The 21,326-nt window shown below is 67.3% G+C and carries 22 protein-coding genes and 1 pseudogene; 12 read left to right on the top strand and 11 right to left on the bottom strand.

Translation table 11 applies throughout. The features are described 5' to 3' along the window. Positions 1-2: 2 nt before the first annotated feature. Positions 3-1,484, bottom strand: a complete 1,482-nt coding sequence (locus tag ACFSXZ_RS26000) for a class I SAM-dependent methyltransferase (protein ID WP_378267817.1) — start codon at positions 1,482-1,484, stop codon at positions 3-5. 432 nt (positions 1,485-1,916) lie between these two features. Here ACFSXZ_RS26000 and ACFSXZ_RS25995 point away from each other — a divergent pair, with 432 nt between their 5' ends. Next, the gene (locus ACFSXZ_RS25995; protein WP_378267816.1) at positions 1,917-2,804 is read left to right on the top strand and encodes an NAD(P)-dependent oxidoreductase; all 888 of its coding nucleotides are present in this window, start codon (positions 1,917-1,919) and stop codon (positions 2,802-2,804) included. A gap of 112 nt (positions 2,805-2,916) precedes the next feature. Then, complete coding sequence (locus ACFSXZ_RS25990) at positions 2,917-4,164, top strand: MFS transporter (protein WP_378267815.1); 1,248 nt, start codon at positions 2,917-2,919, stop codon at positions 4,162-4,164. 42 nt (positions 4,165-4,206) lie between these two features. On the opposite strand, the pseudogene ACFSXZ_RS25985 reads toward ACFSXZ_RS25990, so the two are convergent. Then, positions 4,207-5,082, bottom strand: a pseudogene (locus tag ACFSXZ_RS25985) (LysR family transcriptional regulator); the annotation flags it as partial. 387 nt (positions 5,083-5,469) lie between these two features. Beyond that, positions 5,470-6,102 (bottom strand): TetR/AcrR family transcriptional regulator, encoded by a 633-nt coding sequence (locus ACFSXZ_RS25980; protein ID WP_378267814.1) that lies wholly within the window; start codon positions 6,100-6,102, stop codon positions 5,470-5,472. Positions 6,103-6,171: 69 nt separating this feature from the next. On the opposite strand from ACFSXZ_RS25980, the gene ACFSXZ_RS25975 reads away from it, so the two are divergent. Next, positions 6,172-6,915: an SDR family oxidoreductase gene (locus tag ACFSXZ_RS25975; protein WP_378267813.1), complete on the top strand. Its 744-nt coding sequence runs from the start codon at positions 6,172-6,174 to the stop codon at positions 6,913-6,915. Positions 6,916-6,921: 6 nt separating this feature from the next. Here the strand turns inward: ACFSXZ_RS25975 and ACFSXZ_RS25970 are convergent, their stop codons facing one another. The 3 genes from ACFSXZ_RS25970 to ACFSXZ_RS25960 are packed head-to-tail and all read right to left on the bottom strand — an operon-like array spanning position 6,922 to position 9,272. Further along, entirely contained in the window at positions 6,922-7,638 is a 717-nt protein-coding gene (locus ACFSXZ_RS25970; protein WP_378267812.1) for an NADPH-dependent FMN reductase, read from the bottom strand. Then, a complete protein-coding gene (locus ACFSXZ_RS25965) occupies positions 7,625-8,143 on the bottom strand; it encodes a cupin domain-containing protein (RefSeq protein ID WP_378267811.1) in 519 nt (172 codons plus the stop codon). Before ACFSXZ_RS25965 ends, ACFSXZ_RS25970 begins: the two co-directional genes overlap by 14 nt. A 28-nt stretch (positions 8,144-8,171) precedes the next feature. Continuing rightward, the gene (locus tag ACFSXZ_RS25960) at positions 8,172-9,272 is read right to left on the bottom strand and encodes a type III polyketide synthase (RefSeq protein WP_378267810.1); all 1,101 of its coding nucleotides are present in this window, start codon (positions 9,270-9,272) and stop codon (positions 8,172-8,174) included. A 648-nt stretch (positions 9,273-9,920) separates the two neighbouring features. On the opposite strand from ACFSXZ_RS25960, the gene ACFSXZ_RS25955 reads away from it, so the two are divergent. Genes ACFSXZ_RS25955 through ACFSXZ_RS25945 form a run of 3 tightly spaced genes read left to right on the top strand, consistent with a single transcriptional unit; the run spans position 9,921 to position 13,127 of the window. After that, positions 9,921-11,318, top strand: coding sequence for an NAD(P)/FAD-dependent oxidoreductase (locus tag ACFSXZ_RS25955; RefSeq protein WP_378267809.1), 1,398 nt, complete (start codon positions 9,921-9,923; stop codon positions 11,316-11,318). A gap of 29 nt (positions 11,319-11,347) precedes the next feature. Then, positions 11,348-12,361, top strand: a complete 1,014-nt coding sequence (locus ACFSXZ_RS25950; RefSeq protein ID WP_378267808.1) for a methyltransferase — start codon at positions 11,348-11,350, stop codon at positions 12,359-12,361. 1 nt (position 12,362) lies between these two features. Next, complete coding sequence (locus tag ACFSXZ_RS25945) at positions 12,363-13,127, top strand: class II aldolase/adducin family protein (protein ID WP_378267807.1); 765 nt, start codon at positions 12,363-12,365, stop codon at positions 13,125-13,127. 111 nt (positions 13,128-13,238) lie between these two features. Here the strand turns inward: ACFSXZ_RS25945 and ACFSXZ_RS25940 are convergent, their stop codons facing one another. Then, complete coding sequence (locus ACFSXZ_RS25940) at positions 13,239-13,802, bottom strand: dihydrofolate reductase family protein (protein WP_378267806.1); 564 nt, start codon at positions 13,800-13,802, stop codon at positions 13,239-13,241. A gap of 69 nt (positions 13,803-13,871) precedes the next feature. Continuing rightward, a complete protein-coding gene (locus tag ACFSXZ_RS25935; protein WP_378267805.1) occupies positions 13,872-14,051 on the bottom strand; it encodes a hypothetical protein in 180 nt (59 codons plus the stop codon). Between the two features lie 411 nt (positions 14,052-14,462). Between ACFSXZ_RS25935 and ACFSXZ_RS25930 the strand changes: the two genes are divergently transcribed. From ACFSXZ_RS25930 to ACFSXZ_RS25915, 4 genes are all read left to right on the top strand, one after another. Further along, positions 14,463-15,209, top strand: coding sequence for a GAF and ANTAR domain-containing protein (locus tag ACFSXZ_RS25930; RefSeq protein ID WP_378267804.1), 747 nt, complete (start codon positions 14,463-14,465; stop codon positions 15,207-15,209). A gap of 37 nt (positions 15,210-15,246) precedes the next feature. Beyond that, positions 15,247-16,005, top strand: a complete 759-nt coding sequence (locus ACFSXZ_RS25925) for a GAF and ANTAR domain-containing protein (RefSeq protein WP_378267803.1) — start codon at positions 15,247-15,249, stop codon at positions 16,003-16,005. A gap of 93 nt (positions 16,006-16,098) precedes the next feature. After that, positions 16,099-16,989, top strand: coding sequence for a LysR family transcriptional regulator (locus ACFSXZ_RS25920; protein WP_378267802.1), 891 nt, complete (start codon positions 16,099-16,101; stop codon positions 16,987-16,989). 54 nt (positions 16,990-17,043) lie between these two features. After that, positions 17,044-17,898 (top strand): SDR family NAD(P)-dependent oxidoreductase, encoded by an 855-nt coding sequence (locus ACFSXZ_RS25915; RefSeq protein ID WP_378267801.1) that lies wholly within the window; start codon positions 17,044-17,046, stop codon positions 17,896-17,898. A gap of 48 nt (positions 17,899-17,946) precedes the next feature. Here ACFSXZ_RS25915 and ACFSXZ_RS25910 read toward each other — a convergent pair whose 3' ends face one another. Both ACFSXZ_RS25910 and ACFSXZ_RS25905 read right to left on the bottom strand, forming a co-directional pair. After that, a complete protein-coding gene (locus ACFSXZ_RS25910; RefSeq protein ID WP_378267800.1) occupies positions 17,947-18,756 on the bottom strand; it encodes a patatin-like phospholipase family protein in 810 nt (269 codons plus the stop codon). Then, complete coding sequence (locus tag ACFSXZ_RS25905) at positions 18,753-19,529, bottom strand: SDR family NAD(P)-dependent oxidoreductase (protein ID WP_378267799.1); 777 nt, start codon at positions 19,527-19,529, stop codon at positions 18,753-18,755. The genes ACFSXZ_RS25910 and ACFSXZ_RS25905 overlap by 4 nt, the downstream gene beginning before the upstream one ends. 103 nt (positions 19,530-19,632) lie before the next feature. Between ACFSXZ_RS25905 and ACFSXZ_RS25900 the strand changes: the two genes are divergently transcribed. Beyond that, positions 19,633-20,490, top strand: a complete 858-nt coding sequence (locus ACFSXZ_RS25900; protein ID WP_378267798.1) for a helix-turn-helix transcriptional regulator — start codon at positions 19,633-19,635, stop codon at positions 20,488-20,490. 4 nt (positions 20,491-20,494) lie between these two features. On the opposite strand, the gene ACFSXZ_RS25895 is transcribed toward ACFSXZ_RS25900, so the two are convergent. Next, entirely contained in the window at positions 20,495-20,806 is a 312-nt protein-coding gene (locus tag ACFSXZ_RS25895; RefSeq protein WP_378267797.1) for a hypothetical protein, read from the bottom strand. Positions 20,807-21,019: 213 nt separating this feature from the next. On the opposite strand from ACFSXZ_RS25895, the gene ACFSXZ_RS25890 reads away from it, so the two are divergent. After that, positions 21,020-21,130, top strand: a complete 111-nt coding sequence (locus ACFSXZ_RS25890; RefSeq protein WP_378267796.1) for a GMC oxidoreductase — start codon at positions 21,020-21,022, stop codon at positions 21,128-21,130. Positions 21,131-21,326 lie beyond the last annotated feature (196 nt).

Genomic DNA, 21,326 nt, shown 5'->3' with positions numbered 1-21,326 from the left:
GCTCAACGGCGTACCGCGGTGATGATGAGGAAGCTGCCCGGCGTGTACTGGTCCATCACCGTCATACCGGCCTTGGAAAGCGCTTCCCGCATTTCCTCCGGATCGAATGAGGTGACGCCGAGGCAGGATTCGTGCCGCTGTTGGAAATACCGGTAGAGCGGATCCGGGGAATGCCGGTAGGTGAGCATCGTGAAGGTGCCGCCGCGGCCAAGGCACCTGCCGATCTCATGGATCGTCTGGTAAGGCGTCTCAATCGACTGAATCGTGTTCCAGCAGTTCACCGCGCCGAGCGTGCCGTCGGCGAAAGGCAGATTCCCGGCAGCGCCGCGCATCACCAGACTGTCCGGTACGACCTCGCCGAGGCGCCGGACCATCGCCGCCGCCAGGTCGAAGGCGATGATGCGCTCGCCGCCGAGGTGACTTGCCAGCACCTTCGTCCAGCGGCCCGTGCCCGCACCGAGATCGAGGAGGGGACCAGCGGCCGGGCGCACATGGTCGATGAGGTAGGCGTCCTCGTCGGCGATGGACACCGCGCCGCTCCAGTTCGTTCCGTTGACACGCAGGAAGGCCGGGCGCAGCAGAGGTTCGTAGCGCGAGAGATACAGCGGCGAGTTACCCGCGATCTGGTCTCCGGCTCCGGGAGCGGTCCCGGACAGATCGAGATACCCCTCATCGGTCAGATAGCCGGCGGCGCAGTCGCGGCACGTGATGGCCGTTCCCCGGCGCACGAGCCGCCCACCACAGGCCGGACATCGGAACAAGGGGGCGTACTTGTCGAACAGCGCTGACGTTCGTCCTGTGGCCTGAGGGGCTCGCACGGGAAGGATCTCGTCCGGGGCTTCGGATTCGACCTGCCGGGTGCTGATCGCGGCGGCTGCCTTGGCGCCCATGTAGGCCAGCAGGGTCCGGGTGTCCTTCTCCCAGAAGGCGACCACCGCGTCGCGGGTGAGCGTCGTGAGCCATCGGCGCTCGTGGTCACGTTCCGCGTCGCTGAGCCGCCAGCGCGCCGGGGACGGCCATGAACGACCGATGGCCGGTGTCTCCGGGGTGAAGACGGCCAAGCAGCGCTCCAGGCGGGAAAGATCGTCCTGGTCGAGGAAGCCGCTTCGGGCCACCGGGAGGATCGATGCGGCATCCTCGGGAAAGTGCGCCAGCAGGTAGACCAAGGCTGCGCCGAGCGGGGTGTTTTCCCTTACCGTGCCCAGCAACTTGAGGTAGTGGTCCAGCCCGGCACGGATGTTCCGGCGCAGTTCCGGCTCGCCGCATTCGGCCAGCAGCCCGAGCAGCACGACGAGATGACCGCTTCGCTCGGCGGGCACCGTGAGGACTTGCCCGGCCATCTCGCGTGCCGCTTCGGACGCTCCTGGCCGGGATTTTCCGCCGGACACCAGCGCGCGGAGCAGGCCGGGATACCGCCGGCCCGCCTCCTCCTCGTCGTTCGCTCGCAAGAACAGCGCAAGGCGTTCCGAGGGTTCTGCTCTCATGCCTGTGTCTCCCCTGGGTGGCGGCGCTACCGTCGAGAAAATATGCGGGATACCTGTCGGCGCAAAGCTTCCTTAGCTAAACGCAGACCGCGCGAATGCACAAGACAAGCGGAAACTTGCAGGCACGTCAAAGAATTCCCGGTGCTGTTGTGCTGAGGTCAACTCTGCCCGCGGTAAAGGCCCTGGATTTGTTTTGTGATATACATCACCCGGGTCCTTGGCGACGAGAATTTCCGGTGGACACGCCGGGCGCGATCGGTAACGTGGGGCCGTGTACCGGGCTGGATGAAATCGTGCCGGTGAATACCCGGCCCGCGGCCGTACGCAATTCGCCGGCCTAATCGGCCGCCGGTGATCGCTATCCCGCAAAACCACGACGAAGACCACCGGACGACGGTGACCGGAATATCCGCACGTTCAAAGGAGGGGCAGATGGCCGACCAGACGACGATCGCGATCCTGCATCCGGGACAGATGGGGACCGCGGTGGCCCGGCAGTTACGGGGCAACGATGTGGATGTGCTCTGGCTACCGGAGGGGCGGAGTCCGGCGACCCGGGAACGTGCGGAGACCGCCGGACTGCGTCCGGCGGGCAGCATGGCTGAACTGGTCGCCCAGAGCGCGGTGATTTTCTCCATCTGCCCGTCGGACGCGGTCGAGGCGGTCGCGGAATCCGTCGCGGAGCACGGATTCTCCGGCATCTACGTCGATGCCAACGCGGTCGCCCCGGAGCGGGTCGGGCAGGTGGCGAAGACGATCGCGGCGAACGGTGCCACGGTCGTCGACGGAGGCCTGCTCGGCGCGTCGATCGCGGAGAAGCGCTTCTATCTCGCCGGGCCCGCCGATGCGGTCGCCGTGGTGACCCGGCTGTTCGCGGGGACCACCGTGCGAGCGATACCGCTGAACGACGAGGTCGGGACCGCGTCCGCGCTGAAGGTGGCCTTCGCCCTGTGGCAGAAGGGAGTCCGTGCCCTGGCGGCCGTTTCGTACGCGCTGGCGGAGCACTACGAGGTCACCGACAGGCTGCGCACCGAAGCCGAAACCGAGGCCGAAGCGGAGACCAAGCGGACCGGCCGGTCACCGCTGAGCGATCCCGCCGGCTTCCTGTTGCCCGCCGCGACACGCGGCTGGCGCTGGGAACTCGAGATGGAGGAGATATCGAGCACGCTGGCCACGGCCGGCCTGCCGGGTGGCCTGCCACGGGCGGCCGCTGAAATCTTCACTCGCTGGGCCGGGTTCCGGGACCGCCCCGACGGGGACCTGGCCGAAGCCGTTTCGTTGCTGCACGACGCCGTCTCCACCGAGGCACGCCCAGCGTGACTCACCAGGTCTGTTCCGCACCGGTCCTTCCCTGACGCTTTTCCGTACCCCGGGAATCGTGATATAAGTTGTTTCCGATGATACGACTTGTATCTTCCTGAGGGGGACGTGGATGGCCGCCGAACAGCAAGGCCGGACAATGCCCGTGCAGGCCGAAGCGGGCCCTGGCCGGTTGTCACGGCCGCTGATGATCCTGGTGGCCACCGCCGTGGGCGCGGCGGTGGCGAATCGCTTCTACATCGAACCGCTGCTGAGCCTGGTCGCCCATTCGTTCAACGTGTCCACCACCGCGGCGGGGCTGCTGGTGACCAGCGCGAACGTCGGCTATGTCATCGGCCTGATCCTGCTGGTGCCGTTGGGGGACCTGCTGGAACGGCGCCGACTGATCACGACCATGCTCGTGGCCGCGGGCGTGGTCGCGGCGGGCTGTGCCGTGGCGCCCGGGCTGCCGGTGCTGGCGCTCGCGCTGGCCGGCCTGGCGCTGCTGTCGGTGTCCGCGCAGATCCTCATCCCGCTCGCCGCCACCCTCGCGGCTCCCGAGCAACGCGGCCAGGTCGTGGGGGTCGTGACGAGTGGGCTGCTGATCGGCACGCTCGCCGCCCGGACGGTGAGCGGCTTCGCGGCGGGACTGGCCGGGTTCCGGTTGATCTTCGCCGTCGCGGCTGTCGCGATGATCGTCCTCGCCGTGCTGCTGAGGCGGATGTTGCCGCTGGTGCCCTCGACGCACCAGCAGGGCTATGGCGCACTGCTGAAGTCGGTCGTGACCTTGGTGACCGCGGAACCAGAACTGCGCCGCCGGATGACGCTCGCCTTCCTCCAGTTCGCGGGCTTCACCGTGCTGTGGACGCCGATGGCGTTTCTCCTCTCGGGACCGCCCTACAACTACGGAGCCACCATCATCGGCCTGTTCGGGCTCTTCGGCGTCGCCGGAGCGATGGCCGCCCCGGCGGCGGGACGGCTTGGCGATCGTGGCCACAGCGGCCTGACCGTCACCATCTCCCTGGCCGTCATGCTCCTCAGCTGGGGAGCGCTCGCCCTCGGCCGCTCGACGCTGATCGCGCTCATCGTCGGCATCGTGCTGCTGGACGCCGGGTTCCAGGGCGCCCACATCAACCATCAGCGAACCGTCTTCGCGCTGCGACCCGAAGCACGCAGCCGCATCAACACCGCCTACATGTTCGCGTTCTTCCTCGGCGGGGTGGCCGGATCAACGCTGGCCGCCGTGGTTTACAACGCTTCGGGCTGGCCGGGAATCTGCGTTCTCGGCGCGAGTCTGGCCATACTGGCCCTGCTCGTGTGGTCGGTCTGGAAACCGCGCCGGTCCGCCGTCACCGCGCAGGAGGGCGTCGCGAATCCGTGACCGCAGCCAGGCGTGCGCCGGATCGGCGTCACAGCGTGGATGCCAGGCCATGCGGATCGCCACGGGCGTGATGGGAATGGGCAGTTCGAACGGGCGCAGACCTGCCATCAACAGCGCCGGGTTGATCAGGATTTCCGGCGCTATCATGACCAGGTCGGTCTGACCGATCATGGAGAATGCCGATGTGTAGTGGCGGGTCGTCATGGCCACGGTGCGCCGCATATTGTGCTCGGTGAGCGCGGTGCCCACGGCGGCGGCCACCGTGTCGGCCTCCAGGATATCTATGTGCTGCGCGTTCGCGAACCGTTCGATATCGACCGGTCCGGTCAGCAGATCATGTCCGGCCCGCGCGACGCCGACATAGCGACTGTAGGAAAGATGCTCCACCATGAGTTCGGGCGAGATCGAATGCACCCGTCCGATCTTGAGATCCGCCGTGCCGTCGTAAAGGACTTTGCTGTCCACCTGCCCCGCGGACAGAAAATGGAATGCCGTTTGGTCGTAGGACGCCAGCCTCGGTGCCAGCAGGCCCGCATAGCCATCGTCGACTATGAGCACGAAGTTGCGCCATACCGAGCCCGTGCCGCCCTCTTCGCCGGAGGAAAGCAACTGCTGAGCTTCACGCACCAGCAGGTGGACGCGTTCACGCAGCTCGACGCCCCTGGGCGTGATGACCATGCCGCGTCCCGCCCGGGCGAGTATCGGATCGCCCAAGGTGCGCCGGATACGATGAAGTGTCCGGCTCATCGCGGAAGGAGAGAGCTTCAGTCGTCGCGCGGCTTCCGTGACGCTCTCCGTTTGCAGCAGGGCGTCGAGCGCGACGAGTAGCCGGAAATCATGGGTCAGGTACAGCGGTGTACTTTCATTCCCCCGAACCAACGCGCCTCCCGCGCAACTGTGAAGTCGACCGCACGGCATCACCGATGTGCAGGGGCAGCCGACTTCTTCGAACGTGTCCGTGCGGTGTGTTACGCTCGTGTTTCGCTGTCGCAGACGTCTCATCATCCCTAGCCGATGATTGTAGCAGCGTTCCGCCCATTTCGAAGGTCATACCGATCGGATTCCGGTTTTCGGCCACTGATACGACTTCGGGTCTATCTCCACTCGTTCGCCGCATGCGTGGTTGACGGTCGCTCTAGGTAGCGCGGAGCGTTCATGGGTGGAAGTGGATCCGGCACAGCCGCCGGAGAATTGTTCGCGTGCCGTGAAAAACATTTCTGAAAGGTGAATCGTGTAACGCTGAGCGCTTTCGTTCACCGTCGGCTGTGTTCGAAATCGTGTCCTACGCCGGGCGGGCCTCCAGGCTCAGGACTCATCGAGCCGGACGACTCCGTCGAGCAGGGGGAGCAGGAGATCCTCGAGTCGGTCATGCTTGCGCCCGAGCCGGGTGGCGAGTTCATCGCAGGTTGTGAAGCTGGTGATGGTCCCGACGGCGACAGCCGCGGTGTCCGGGTCGAAACTCCGGCGCAGTCTGCCGGCCTCGGTGAGCCTGGTGACGAACCGCGCCACCTGGTCGAAGCGCCACTGCTCTCTGCTGCTGATCACGCGATGGGCTTCGGGATCGACCGCGGAGAGACTGATCAGACGCCGGAACAGGTCGGGGTCGATGTTCCAGAACCGGCATAGCTCGCAGACCATCTGCTTGAAGGCCGCGACCGGCTCCTCGATGGCGGCCGCCGCCCGCATGCCCTCCACGAGCCCGGCTCGTTGGGACAGGTTTTCCGCGACCGCGTCGAGCAGTCCGAGTTTGTTGCCGAACTTGCGGTAGATGGTCACCCGGGTGACCTCGGCGTCCGCGGCGACCTGTTCGAGGCTGAGGTTGCGGTAGCCGACGTCGATCAGGTGCTGCCGGGCGGCGGCGAGGATGTTGGTCCTCGTCCGCTCCACGCCGCGTGCGCGCAGGCCTGGTCGTCCTGGCTGCGACTGGTCCTGGCCCACGTCGCGATGATACAGGACGTGTTGTATGATACGACTTGTAACATCAACATGAGAGCGGCGGGGAGGTGTGTGGCCTTGACCGAGTACCCAGTGGTGCTGGTGACGGGTGCGAACAGGGGGCTGGGCAAGGAAACCGTGCGGCAGCTCGCCGCGCGTGGGTGGTCCGTCATCCTGGGAAGCCGCGATTTCGCCAGTGGTGAAGCCGCCGCGCGCGAACTGGGCGCGGCGGGTGTCAAACCGACGGCGGTGCGGCTCGACGTGACCGACGCCGACAGTGTCAGGGATGTCGCCGACTGGTTGGACGTCGAGTATGGGCGGCTGGACGTGCTGGTCAACAACGCCGGAACGGTTGTCGACCGGCTCGCCGAGGACACCACCGCCGCGGACATGCGGCGCCATTACGAGGTCAACGTTTTCGGTGCGGTCACCGTGACCCAGGCCATGCTGCCCCTGTTGGGAAAGTCCCGGGCACCGCGCATCGTGAACGTCTCCAGTACCACCGCGTCGATGTCGTTGACCAGTGGTGGCACCGACTTCGGCGGCGACGCCGCGACGCGGATGGCCTACTCCTCGTCGAAGACGGCGCTGAACATGCTGACGGTTCAGTACGCCAAGGCGTTCGGCAGGAACGAAGACCTGTCGCACATCAAGATCAATTCGGTGACTCCCGGCTACACCGCGACGGATATGACCAAGCATCGAGGCACCCGCACGGTCGCCGAGGGAGCGCGCGCCATCGTCGAGTTCGCCACGCTGGCCGATGACGGTCCCACCGGCGGCTTCTTCAACGACGCGGGCATGGTGCCGTGGTAGGTACCCCTACTCGGCCACGCGGTCGGCCATCGGGTCCCACTCCTCCCGGATACCGAGGGCGTGCAGCACGGTCGGGCGATGCCGGTGCGCGGCCCGCAGGACGACGCTCGCCGCATCCGAGGTGATCAGGTCGGCCAGCGCCTCGATCTGGATGCGAAGGAGCTTCACCGCGGTGGCGTCCAGTAGCTCCGGGCCGCCGTCCGGCCCGACGACCAGGGCCGACCGCGCAGACTGGACCACGACCTCGGGCTCGGGAACCACCAGATTGCCGAGCCCGGTCAGGATCCGGATGGTCTCGCCCAGGCCGCGGTAGCCGCCTCGCCTGCCGGTCGTCGCGCACATCACCGCGATCGGCTTGCCGGTGAGGGCGCCGGCGCCATGCGGACGGGAGGCCCAGTCGATCGCGTTCTTCAGCGCCGCCGGAATGGAATGGTTGTATTCCGGCGTGGCGATCACGACGCCGTCGGCCCTGCGGATGGCTTCGCACATCCGCATCACCGGCGGTGGCGGTACCAGTTGGGTCTCCAGGTCCTCGCTGAACATGGGCAGGGCGCCGAGGCCGTCGAACAAGTGCAGGCGCATGTTCTCCGGAGTCAACGACGCCAGCACGCTCAGCAGACGGGTGTTGAAGGAGTCTCTGCGTAGTGATCCCGATATCGCCAGAATGTCGAGCGTGCGCGGCCCCTGCCTTGGCTGCGACCCGGTGGTCTCAGCGAGCGTCATAGCGGAGCGGAGTGATCTGCTGGATGTCGTATTTCTCCCGCAGGTTCATCACGGCCGCCTCGTCCGCGGTCTCGTTGCTCCACATCTCCAGCAACTCCTCGAAATAACGTTCGTGATCCGGCGCCGGCGCGGACAGGAAAAGCATCCGTGCGGGCGTGTCGGTCGGGTTGGTGAAGGCGTGCGGGCAACCGGGCGGGACGAACATGCAGCTTCCGGCGCCGGCCCGGACCGGACGCCGGTCACCCGCCCCACGCCAGGAACGCCAGTCCTTCGAGGTGCGCTGGCCCGGCTCGAACGCGAGAAGTTCCAGTTCTCCTTCGAGGACATAGAAAATTTCTTCGCTGCGGGTGTGCACGTGCGCGCCCACGTCGAAGCCCGGCGGGACGAGAACCTCGAAGAGCGAACCGGTCCGGGAATGATCCCCGGTCACCTTGAAGGTCACCTCCTGCGCCTTGGTCACGAATTTCCGGCCCGCACCGGGTGGCACGATCAGACCGTCGGTCATGGTGTTCCTCCTCGAGATCCGCACCGTGTCAGGACACCGGGACGTGGGCTTCCCGCCGGGCCTTCGCGGCCGTTTCCACCGGATCGCCCACCCAGCTGCCCACGGCCATCTCGGCGGTGATACCCGGGCCGAAGCCCGCGATGATTCCGCTGGCCCCGTTCTCGACCTCGCCTTCGTCGAACAGGCGGCGCAGAGCCTCGAAAACAACGGCACTCGCGATGTTCCCGAACTCGGTGAGCGTGGCCCGGCTGTGCCGGAAAGCATCGGATTCGACGCCCAGGAAACGGCACAGATCGTCGAGGATCCGCGGACCGCCGGCGTGAATGATGTAGAACCCCAGCTTGGACGCGTCCCAGCCATGACTGCGCACCAGGTCCCGCATCACCGGGGCCAGCGGCTCCATCGTGGTCGGTACCCGCTTGTCGAGCCGGAAATGAAAACCCGTCTCTTTCACGGCATAGGAGATCCAGTCCTCGGTGTCCGGAATGAGATACGAGCCGTTGCGCTCGAGGCTCATCCCGGTGCCACCGTGGCCCCGGACGACGGCGGCCGCGACCGCGTCACCGAACAGGCCGTCCGACAACAGGGAGCCCACGTCGCCGTCGGAGGGCTGATAGCACATCGAACAGAACTCGCAGGAGACGATCAGCGCGTTGCTGCCCAGGTGGGCGGTGCAGAAGTCGTGCGCCCGGTTGATCGCCGCGCCACCGGCGGCGCAGCCCAACTGCGCGATGGGGATCTGCCGGGTGTCATAGCGAAACCCCATCGTGTTGATCAGCCAGGCGGTCAGTGAAGGCATCATGAACCCGGTGCACGAAACGTAGATGATCACGTCGATGTCCGACGCGTTCAGCTCCGCGTTCTTCAGCGCTCGCTCCACGACCGGGGGGATTCGTTTCTTCGCGTGCCGCTCGTAGGTGAGGTTCCGCTCCTCGAACCCCGGATGTCTGAGCGTTTCCTCCAGCGGGAGGATCGTGTGGCGCTTGAGGACGCCGGTATTACGGATCAAGCGGAGAGCCAGATTCAGCTTCGGATTGTCGGCGTGCAGTCGTTTGGCCATGTCGAGCGTCTCATCCAATGTCACGATGTTCTCAGGGACGGCGACGACCGGCTTGCACAGGATTGGCATAGTGGTGGATCCATCCTCATCACAACAGAATCGCCCGGGTATCGGATTTGTCACCAATCCGACCGAAAGCAGGTGGAGACGCACCGCAGCCGAACGGCTTGTAGAGACCCGTTCCCGCCGTCGGACTGGTAACTAAACGGCACAGTATTCCCCCAAATTTGCGACCTTCGTGGCTTGACGATCAGGTCGTGGCCGGCGAGCCGCCGAGGCGTCGTTGCGAGGCCGCGAACCGGCACCCGACTATCTATACCGGCGCCTGTGTCGGCGGGTCAACCCCGTGGCTGATCCATGCCAAGTGGCCGCGAGCGGGCATTTTTTGTGTCGCACATCACAGGCGTTTCCGCTTGGTGGCGTATTGAGAAGCATCGTTTCCCCGCGCACAACGATGGCGATCAATCATTGAGGACATCGCATTCCTGCCTGACATGTGGTTCCGGTCCGGAAACCATGCACGAGGTGACATGATGGAATTCTCTTCCGCCCGCACCGCGATACACCTCGTTGCGTTCCCCTCGATGGTCTGCTAGATATCGTTCTGTCTGCACCGAGCGTCGATAGGACCGATTCGCCGACGCGGAATACAAATCTGAGCGGCCGCGGGGGCCGCTCGATGGAACCGCCTTTGGTAGCGAAAGAGTGGGCAGGTCGATGGCGAAGATAGCAGTGATCGGTGCGGGAATCGGCGGGCTGGCCGCCGCCCTGTTCTGTGCCAGGCGCGGGCACCCGGTGACCGTGATAGAGCGCGACGAGCAACCCAAGCCCGATGCGACGGCCGAAGACGATTTCCGGTACTGGGACCGCGCGGGTGTGCCCCATGCCCGGCAGGGACACAACTTCCTCGGCCTGTCGACCCGCATAATGCGCGAGGAAGCACCGGACGTGCTCGTCGCGGCCGCCGCCCGGGGTGCACCGCGGATCCCTGTCGCCGGCGCGGACGTCGACGAGAATCTGTTGTGCCGCAGGCTTGTCTTCGAGGGAACCCTGCGCCGGATCGTGGAGGCGGAGCCTGGTGTCACGGTGCGGTCGGGCACCACCGCCACCGGCCTGGTGGTGCGCGGGGAAAGTGCCGCAGCGCCGCATGTCCGGGGTGTCCGGCTGGCGGGTGAAGAGGATGTCGGCGCGGATCTCGTGGTCGACACGAGCGGGCGGCGGACGCGTTCGGTCCGATGGCTGACCGAGGTGGGCTGCCGCGCGCCGGCCGAGACCGCGCAGCCATGCGGTTTCCACTATCTCACCCAGCATTTCCGGCTGCGGGCCGGCCAGGTGTTTCCCGTGTCGGCGGTGCCGGTCTATGTCAACCTGGGTTTCACCAAGCTGGTGGTCTTCGCCGCGGACAACGGCTGCTTCCAGATCTCCATGACCGTCGGGGCGGACGATCCGTTACGGCACCGGCTTCGGGACCCCGGGGTCTACCAGCGTTTCCTGCAAGCCGTGCCGTTGACCGCGCCCTGGCTCGACCGTAGCGAGCCGATCGACGACCCGCATCCGATGGCCCGGCTGGAGGACCGCTGGCGACGGCTGATGAGCGAGGAAAAGCCGGTCGCCGCCGGATACGTTCTGCTGGGTGACGCGGCGATGCAGACCAATCCGGCCTTCGGGCGGGGAATGCCGTTGGCGTTCCTTCAGGCCCAGCACCTTGCCGAAACGGCCGAAACGGCCAAGGCCGATCCGGCGAGTTACGTCGTGCGCTGGGACGAATGGGCCGAGCGGAATCTGGGAGTCTGGTTCAAAGCACAGCTCGCCAGCTCTCGCGAACAGCGAGAGCACATAGAGGCCGGGGTACGCGGAGCGTCTGTCGCGCCACCGCGCGACCACGTGAGCCGCTTCCTCGCCGCACTGGCCGTTCTGAGCGCGCACGATCCGGAGATCAACGCCGTCCAGTTGCGGTTCTTCAACATGCTCATGGCACCTCAGGCGCTCCTTCGGGATCCCGTCGCGATGCCGCGAGTCCACGAGTATCTCCGCACTCACGTCGATCGCCTCACCCCGGCACCGGGTCCGGGGCGGCCCGAGTTCGAGCGGCTCGTCCTGAGCCGACCGGCTTGAACCCCGACACACCAGAAGGAGCGACCGCTTTGACGCAAGCGAATGGACCGGGTCCGGCCCTGGGGGCGATGGCGGACCTCACCGTGCCGATGGCGATCCGGGTGGCGGCGACGCTGCGCATCGCCGACCACATCGCCGACGGGGCGTGCACCGCGACGGAGCTGGCAGCCAAGACGAATGTGGACGCCGGGCCGCTCGAGCGGATGCTGCGGCACCTGGCCACGGCTGGTGTGCTGCGCCACCAGGGGCCCGGCCGGTACGCGCTGACCGCCCAAGGAGAGGCGCTCCGGGACGATCACCCGAGCCGGATGCGTAAACGCTTGGACATCGAGGGCGCTCTCGGCCGTGCGGAACTGGCCTTCGTCGAACTGTTGGGGGCGATGCGCAGCGGCAAGAACGCCTACAGCGCACGATACGGTCGCACCCTGTGGGAGGATCTGGCCGCGGACGCCGCCCTTTCGAAATCCTTCGACGAGATGATGGCGTTCAACCTGCGCGAGGTGCTGCCGTCGATCCTGTCGGCCTATGACTGGGGGTCTTTCACCCACGTCGTGGATGTCGGCGGCGGCAATGGCGCGCTGTTGAGGGCGCTGCTCGCCGAGCATCCGAACCTGCGTGGCACCCTCGTGGACCTGCCGAAACCCGCCGAGGCGGCCGGGCACGCCTTCGCGGCGGCGGGACTTGCCGACCGGGCCGATGTCGTCGCGGGAAGCTTCTTCGACCCCCTCCCGGCGGGCGCCGACGCGTACCTGCTCTCGGATGTCCTGCACGACTGGAACGCTGACGACGCCAGGGCGATTCTGCGTCGCTGTGCGGAGGCGGCAGGAGACCGTGGACAGGTTCTCGTCATCGGCGAGTACGGCCAGGACGGCGAGTCGCCGAGCACCGCCATGGACATGCGGATGTTCGTTCTCGTGAACGGTCACGAACGCCGGATCAGCGAGGTCGTGGCCTTGGCCGGGCCGTCCGGGCTCAGGTTGGCGGACGTGTCCACGGTGGGCGAGATCTCGGTCATTTCGTTGAAGACCGAAGGGGAGCGGTGATATGGCGGACCACTCGATCAGTCTCGTCCCGCCTACGTTCGGCTCGGTGGCCGAGGATCGCCGTCACCGTAAGGAAAGGCTGGCCGCCGCGCTGCGCCTGTTCGCGTTGTTCGGTTACGAGGACGGAGTGGCCGGCCACATCTCGGCGCGCGACCCGGAACATCACGACCATTTCTGGATCAACCCGATCGGCATGCCGTTCTCGCGCATCCGGGTGAGCGATCTGATCCTGGTGAACGATCTCGGTGAGGTCGTCGAGGGTGACCACCAGACCCACGAGGCGCCGTTCTCGATCCACTCCGCGATCTACCGAGCGCGGATGGATGTGCAGTCCGCCGCGCACAGCCACTCGATTCACGGACGGGCGCTGTCCGCACTCGGCGAACCGGTGGAACCCATCACGCAGGATTCCTGCGCCTTCTTCGGCGACCAGGGATACCTCGACGAGTACACCGGTGTGGTGCTGGACGAAGCGGAGGGGAAGAAGCTCGCCGCGGCACTCGGCGAGGCCAAGGGCGTCATCCTGCGCAACCATGGGCTCCTTACGGTAGGAACGTCCGTCGACGCGGCCACCTGGTGGTTCATTTCCATGGACCGCTCCTGCGAAGTCCAGCTCGTGGCGAAGGCGGCCGGAAAACCGATCCTCATCGACGACGAGAATGCCGCGCGCACCCACGCGCAACTGGGCACCGAATACGTCGGCTGGCTGAACTTCCAGCCGCTTTATCACCAGATCGTCAGCCGGCAGCCGGATCTTCTCGACTGAGCCCCGCACCGGCTGCGACCACCCACCGCGGGGACACGGTCCTCGGCCGATCGTGCGACTTCCGGTGTGGCCAGGCCGGAAGTCGCACACTCGCCCCGAAGCCGGCGTGCCTCACCGCCTCGTCTCGTACCTGGTCAGCACGACTCCGCCGGGAAACGTCCGCGTCTCCACCAGCTTCAGCCGCACCCAGCTGTCCACCGTGGTGAAGAACGGTGTGCCGCCGCCCACCAGCACCGGATGGGTCACGATCTCGTATTCGTCGACCAGCCCGGCCCGCATGGCCGCGCCGGCGAGCGCCGCGCCACCGACCCTCATCGGCTCGCCGTCCTCGGCCTTGAGCCGGGTGATCTCCTCGATCGCGTCGCCGGCGACCACACGGGCGTTCCAGTCGACCTTGCCGACCGTCGAAGAGAACACCACCTTCGGCGTATCCCGCCAGTTCCGCGCGAACTCGACCTGCGCCGGCGTGGCGCCCGGCTGCTGATCGCCGGTCGGCCAGTAGGAACTCATCGTCTCCCACAGCCTGCGCCCATACAGCAATAAACCGATCGCCCGCTCCTGGTCGAGCCACCACTGAAACAGCTCGTCGCTCGGCCCGCTCCAGCCGAGGTCGTCGCCCGGCGCGGCGATGTAGCCGTCCAGGGACAGGTTCATGCCGTAGACCAGCTTCCGCATGGCGCCATGCCTTTCCGTCAGTCGGTCTCGGGAGTCTAGGACCGGACGGCCGGTCGCGTGGCGGAGGAACTATCTGCCGGACGCGGCCTGGAACTGTCTTTGGCGGTGGGACGCGGTCCGGATTTCGGTGATCGCGTCGTCGAGACGGTGGAGCGCGGCGTAGACCCCGGCGTCGACATCTTGCGGGTTGGTCGTCGCCAGCGCGGTGTGGAGGTCCAGCGCCGCGTTGAACAGGTGGGTGCCGATCACTCGGTCGAGGGTGCGGACGACGTTGTCACAGTAAGCGAGCACCTCTATGCGGAGGGCGTCTTGCGAGGAAGGGTGCGAATCACCCCCGTCACCCACTCCGGGAGGATTGTTTCCCTCAAAACCGTCATGGGAAAAACTTCCGCCATATCTCGATGACGCGTCTCGCCCGGTCACGGTCGATCCCTTCTGTGACGGCAATTGCCATGCGGGTATCACCGATGTCTTGGGCGATGGCTCCTACCGTAACAGTTCCGATTATCACCATCCAGTTCGGTCGCCGGACAGCCGGAACGTTTTCCCGCCGGTCCTCTTTTCCGGGGCGGCTGTCCGCGTAAAATACGGAGGGAGGTCGGATGCGTTCATCCAGACACCGTGACGTGGCCGACGACGCGAGTTGTGTGGTGGAGCGCCATGGCGGTTGACCGTATTCGGCTGGCACGGGCCTTGGCAGCGATCGCGACGGATTCGGGGACACCAGCCGAACTGCCTGATCGTTTGTGCCAGACGTGTGTGACGGTTCTTCCGGTCGACGGAGTGGGCGTGTCGTTGGTGAGTCGAGAACATTCCGGCGGGCGAGCTTTACTCGGCGCCAGTGACAGTGTGAGCGCGCAGATCGAAGAATTGCAGTTCGATCTCGGCGAGGGACCCTGTATCTCGGCCTTCGGCGACGGCCAGCCGGTCCTGGTGGCCGACCTGCGGGCCGACGACCTTCACGCTCGGTGGCCGATGTTCACCAGGGCGGTTCAGGCGATCGAGGCCGTGGCGATTTTCGCGTTCCCCCTGCAACTCGGCGCGATCGGGATCGGCGTACTGGACTGTTACCGTGCCCGGGCGGGCCCTCTGCGGGAGGTAACGGAGGCATTGACCGTGGCCGACGCGGTGACGCTGGCGCTGCTGAACTTGCAGGCACGCCTGAACGGGGGGCCGGGCCCCGCTGAAGGTACCGAGCTGTTCGACTTGTCCTGGCGTGATCACGCTGAAGTACACCAGGCCACCGGAGCGTTGGCCGCGCAACTGGACATCTCGACCGATGAAGCCCTCGCGCGACTGCGCGCCTATGCCTTCCGGCACGCCCGTCCGCTGCGCGTCGTCGCAGCCGATGTCATGGCACGCCGGCTGCAGTTCGAGCCCAACGGCGACGGGAGCGGACGCCCATGATGTCCGTCCCCGTTCTCGTGCTCTGAGAGGAACAGTCATGACAACACCGGTGCCCTCCAGAGAGGTCGAGCTGGCGGTGGCGTTCACCGACATCGCCGACACGATGGTCGACGACTATGACGTCGTGGACCTGCTCCACCGGGTGGCCGCCTATTGCGTACGTCTGCTCGACGTGTCCGCTGCGGGCATCCTGCTCGCGGACGGCCACGGAGGCTTGCGATTGCTGGCCTCGTCCAACGAAAAAGCCCGGCTGGTGGAACTTTTCCAGCTGCAAAACGAACAGGATGGCCCCTGTCTGGAGTGCTATCGCACCGGCCAAGCGGTCACGGCGGTGGGTCTGTCCCGGTGGTCGAGCCGATGGCCGGGATTCGCGGACGAAGCTCTGGGGCAAGGCTTCCGTACCGTACACGCACTCCCCATGCGGTTACGCGAGCAGACGATCGGCGGCCTCAACCTGTTCCGCAGCGAAGCCACTTCGCTTTCCCACGGAGATTTGAAGCTGGGCCAAGCGCTCGCCGACAACGCCACGATCGCGATCCTGCAACGTCGTGCCCGGGCGCGCAGCGAAACGCTCATCGAACAACTGCAAGGTGCGCTCAACAGCCGGATCACCATCGAGCAGGCCAAAGGTGTGCTGTCGTCCCTCGGGGATATCGGCGTCGACGAGGCCTTCGAAAAGCTGCACGGCTTCGCGCGCCATCACAACCTCCTGCTCACCGAACTCGCCCGCAGGGTGGTCATGGATTCGGTGGAAGCCCGCCGCGTCCTCGCCTTCCGGCGTACTCCATCCGCCTGACGGCGCGTGGGAACGCATCTCCTGGCTCTGAATGACAGCAGGGGCCGGGCGCGACCGTCCATGCGTTGATCGCATAACGGGTAGGCTGCGGGCATGCTCCCGGATCTGGATTTGCGGCTGGTCCGGTATTTCATGGTCGTTGCCGAGCTACTGAACTTCGCCCGTGCGGCCGAGGAGTTGCGGGTCGCCCAGCCCTCCCTGAGCCGTCAGATCCAGCGGCTGGAGAACACCCTCGGCGTGCGCTTGCTGGAGCGCACCACCCAGGGCAGCCGACTCACCGCCGCCGGTGCGGCGTTCCTTCCGCAGGCGCAGCAACTGCTGCGCGGCGCCCAGCGAGCGGTGGTCACCGCACGCGCCGCGGCGCCGGCACGCACGATCACCATCGGATACGTCGACGATCTGGTCGTCACGCCCGCCGTACGGGACCTGCGCCACCGGCATCCCGACGCCCACATCCGCACCCGCCACCTCGGCTCGCAGGACGCCGGTGCCCTCCTCGACCGGCAGGTCGACGCCCTGGTCATCCGCGCCCCGCTGCCGATCCCGGCCGATGACCTCGACATGACGGTCCTCTACGACGAGCCTCGGGTCGTGCTCGTGCCCGCATCCCACCGCCTCGCCGGCAAGGAGTCGGTCACCGCCGCCGACATCTCGGCGGAGCCACTCGTCGGCTGCACTGGCATGGGCGCCGATTGGACCAGCTTCTGGCGGCTCGAACCCCGGCCCGGTAGCGATCCCGCCCCGCTCGGCCCCACCCTGGCCGACACCTACGACGACAAGCTCGAAGCCATCGCCGACGGCAACGCCATTGCCGTCGTCCCCGCCGGCGACCGGCGCTACACCCTGCGCCCGGACCTGGTTACCGTGCCCGTCGACGGGATCGAGCCCTGCCAGGTCGTCGTCGCCACCCGTGCCGCGGACACCAACCTCCTCGTCGCGGAGTTCGTCAGGTCCGCCGGAAAACTTCTCGTCCCCGCCGCGTGACCACCGGGTCGACGCCGTCATGCGGCTCCTGCATGACGGGGTACCGAACAGGTCTTGGACGAGACCGTCGGCAGCTCGTTGGCTGGACACATGACCGTCGACTACCACTCACAGACCGTTCTGCTGACCGGGGCGAGCTCGGGGATTGGCGCCGCCTTCGCCAGAACCCTGGCCGCACGCGGCTCGAACCTCGTGCTCGTCGCGCGGCGCGCCGAGCGGTTGGCATCGATGGCGGACGAACTGCGCCGCACCACCGATGTCCGAATCGAAGCGATCCCCGCCGACCTTTCCCGCCCGGCCGTCGCCGACGAGCTCCACCGGGCGGTCGCCGATCGGGGCCTCCACGTCACGGGCCTGATCAACAATGCCGCGTTCGGGTCGTTCGCGTTGTTCAACGGCGCAGATCCCGGACGCCTCGTCGCCGAGATCGCCGTCGACGTCATGGCACCAGTCCACCTGACGGCCGCGTTCCTGCCCGAGATGGTGAGCGCCGGCAACGGGTTTGTCATCAACCTCGCCAGTGTCTCCGCCTACCTTCCTTCTCCCCGGATGGCCGTCTACAGCGCTGCGAAGGCATTCGTGCTCAGCTTCACCGAGTCATTGTGGACGGAGCTGCGCGGCACGGGCGTGACCGCGTTCGCCGTCCTGCCCGGCGCCACCGCCACCGACTTCACGACCGGGATGGGGCCGGACGCGGGGGTGCTGACCGCCGGCAGGCTGCGCACGCCCGAGGGCGTCGTCACTACCGCCCTGAACCACCTCGAGCGCCGGAATCCCGGCCCGACCGTCATAGACGGGCGGTCCAACCAACTCGGCGTGCTCATGAGCCGATTCCTGAGCCGGCGCCGGAACGCCCTGATGATGGCGCGTGTCTTCGACCCCGACCGCCGTTCGAACCCTGCCCGGTGACCCGTCCCGGGTACCGTCCTTTGCGGACTCACTGGCAGGACGGTGGGATCATGCTGGAGGTAGTTGTGCCGGCATCGTCCCGGACTGCCGGAGGCCGGCTTGGTAGGCGTCGGGAACGTGCGCGGTGTTCATCACGCCCGTGCCGAAATCGCTGAGTATCAGGAAATCCTGGCTGGGTTCGATCAGCGTGACCTGGCTGCCACCGGGGCGCAGCTGGTCGATTTCGGCGGCTCCGGGTCCGGTGAGCGTGAAACAGGACACCACGACGACGTGGTCGTGCCCCGCGCCGAGCGCGGCGTTCAGCGGGCTGAGCACACCGCCGTCGATGTGCTTGGCGCCGTTGACCGTCACGGGTGGGAACAGGCCTGGCACCGCGCAGCTGGCGGCCAGCGCCGTCGCGAGGCCAGGACCTGTGTTCGCATCCCATACCCGTAGGCGGCGGGTGGAGATGTCGAGGGCTGTGCAGCGGAAGGTGTCCGGCCAGGGCACGCCGGCGAACGCCGCGAACAGCGGAAGGCCGAGATATCCGCTTTCCGTGACCGTTTCGGCGGCGAGCGCGTACTCGCCGATCCGCGCCAGCTTTTCAGCTGGGCCGGCCTCCTCGGCCGCGAGCGTCATCAGCGGTTCGATGTCGGCAGAGGCGTTCGGGGCAAGCGTCAGCGGCCTGCTCGTCTTCTCGGGTAATGCGGTCAAATCGAGGCCGGCGGCGAGCGTGGCGCCGACCACGGAGCCGGCCGAGGTGCCCACGACCCGATCGGGACGGGCGAGGCCGCCCCGGCGGGCGAGTCCGGTGAGCAGTCCGGCCTCCCAGGCGATGCCGAGCGGGCCTCCGCCGCCGAGCACGAGCGCGGTGCTCACGAGACGAACCTGGTGGTGGTGATGCCGCCGTCCACATACAGGGTCGTGCCGTGGATCATGCGGGCCTCGCCGGAGGCTAGGAAGGCGACCGCGTAGGCGATGTCCTCGGGGGTGACCGGGACCCGGCCCGGAGTCCCGGCGGTCATCCGGTCGATGACCGGGCGGTCCTTCTCGTTTCCGGGTGTCAGGGTGACACCGGGGGCGACGGCGTTGACCCGGACCCCACGCGGGCCGAACTCGGCGGCCCAGGTGCGGGTCATCTGCTCGTCGGCGGCCTTGGTCGCGGTGTAGAGGGCGGCGAAGGGACTGCCGACGGCGGCCATCCACGAGCCGATCGTGACGATGACGCCGTCGCCGCGGACGGCCATGGCCGGGGCCAGTTCGGCGACGAGCACATGCGGCGCGCGGATGTTGACCGCGAGCATCGCGTCGAGGGCATGGTCAGGGAGGTCCGGGGTCGGCGTCGCGGGGTAGATACCGGCGTTGTTGACCAGGATGTCCACCCGGCCGCCCGCGGTCGCCGTCGCTTGCGCGGCGAACCGGCGGACGTCCTCGGCGTCTCCAGCGAGGTCGGCGGTGACGAAGTCGGCCTTGCCACCGGCTTGCCGGACACCGGCCACCACCTGCTCGCCGCGTGCGGCATCCCGGCCGCTGACGATCACGTGGGCGCCGCGGGCCGCGAGCAGCCGGGCTATCGCGGCGCCGATGCCGCTGGTGGACCCGGTCACGAGCGCGGTCCGGCCGTCGAAGGGCAGTTGTCGCGTGTTGGTCATGGCTTCCATTCGGCCTGCTCGGCCCCGGCGCTACCAGTGCGGGCCTTGCCTGGGCATGACGTGCCCAGGCAAGGACGGCGCCGGCCGACGTACCGTTCGTGCCATGAGTGCGGACCGTTCGGCCTTCGGCGCCTTCCTGCGGGCTCGCCGGGACAGGCTCACTCCCGCCCAAGCCGGCATCGACGCGTTCCCCGGTCCCCGTCGCGTGCCCGGCCTGCGGCGAGAGGAACTGGCGATGCTCGCGGGCCTGAGCACCGATCACTACAGCCGGTTGGAACAGGGCCGGCAATCGACCGTGTCGGAATCCGTGCTCACCGCGTTGATCCGCGCGCTACGGCTGGACGAGGCCGAGGCGGCGCATCTGCGCGACCTCGCCGCACCGACGTCCCGCAGCCGCCCGCCGGCGCCCGAGGTGCAGCGGCCCGATCCCGGGCTGATGCGCCTGCTGGCCACCCTTCACCACGTGCCGGTGCTCCTGTTGGGGCAACGCGCCGAAGTGCTGGCGCGCAACACTTTGCTGGCGGCCGTGCTCGGCAGGCCCCTGCACCCTGGTTCGTCCTTTATGGACTATCTGTTCGGCGATCCGTCGGCCCGCGAGCGGATCGTCAACTGGGCCGAGTTCGGCGCCCGGGCCATCGCGGCGATGCGGATGGAGGCCGGCCGCCGGCCGCACGACCAGCGTCTCGCGGACAACGTGCGGAAGCTGTTGGACACCGATCCGGATGCCGCCCGGTGGTGGCAGGACCACACCGTGCGCGACTACGCGCCGGTGTCCAAGGTCATCCGCCATCCCGACGCAGGACTCCTGGAGTTCGGCGTCGAAATCGTCAGCGCGCCGCACCTTCCCGAGCAGCACCTGGTCGTGTACACAGTGGAACCCGGCTCGCCCACCGCGCGGGTCCTGCCCATCCTCGCCAGTTGGGCCACCGACGCCACGACTCCCGTGAGTCCACCGCGGTGACTTCTCACTCCCAGTCGTGGAAGCCGCGCGCGGCCTTGCGGCCGAGTGGCAGCCGACGGGTGGCCAGTTGAGTCGATCGCGACGTCAGCGCGCCGGCCACGCATCCGACCGGCAGCAGGACGATCAACGCCGGAATACCCAGACGCCTGGCCACCGCCTGGCAGCCCACGGCCAGTACGACGATCAAGCCGAGGCCCACGAAGACCTGATCACTCGTCACCGCAATGCCACCGTTCGGCACGGCCATGAAGACTCCGAGCAGCGCGCTCGTCCGGGCCTCGGTCAGCGATACGATGCCGACGATCCCGGCCGGCACCGCCACCACCGCCGAGAACGCGCGGCTCGGCCCTCGGCAGAGCCATGGTGCGGTCCGTGTGGTTCGGCGGACTCACCGCTCGGACATGGATCAAATCCATGGCGAACCTCTCTCCGGCGGTGGGTGCGGTGCGCGGGCGCGTCCGGCCATGACAGGTCGCTCATTCAGTAACGCGACGGGTGCCGGGGCTCAGGCATCTACCTGCACAAGGGCATGCCCATCGGCGCCACCGCTCACCAGGCAGGCACCGTCCGTTTCGGCCGAGACCCGAAGACCTGCGCGCTCGACATCAACTGCAAGGCCCACGACCTCGACAATCTCTAAGTCGTCGACACGAGCTTCTTCCCGGGTATCGGAGCGGTCAATCCCTCGCTCACCGCCATCGCCCTGCGCGTCGGCGACCACCTCGCCGAGCGGCTGGGCTGATCGAGAACCACACCGCCGGACATGAGATGAGAGCGGCGGGAGCCGTATGCGGGCAAGGCGACCCGGACCGCCGACATCACCCGATCCCCGGTGC

Source organism: Amycolatopsis pigmentata, from assembly GCF_042684065.1.
GTDB lineage: Bacteria > Actinomycetota > Actinomycetes > Mycobacteriales > Pseudonocardiaceae > Amycolatopsis_E > Amycolatopsis_E pigmentata.
This window is presented reverse-complemented; position numbering and strand designations above follow the sequence as displayed.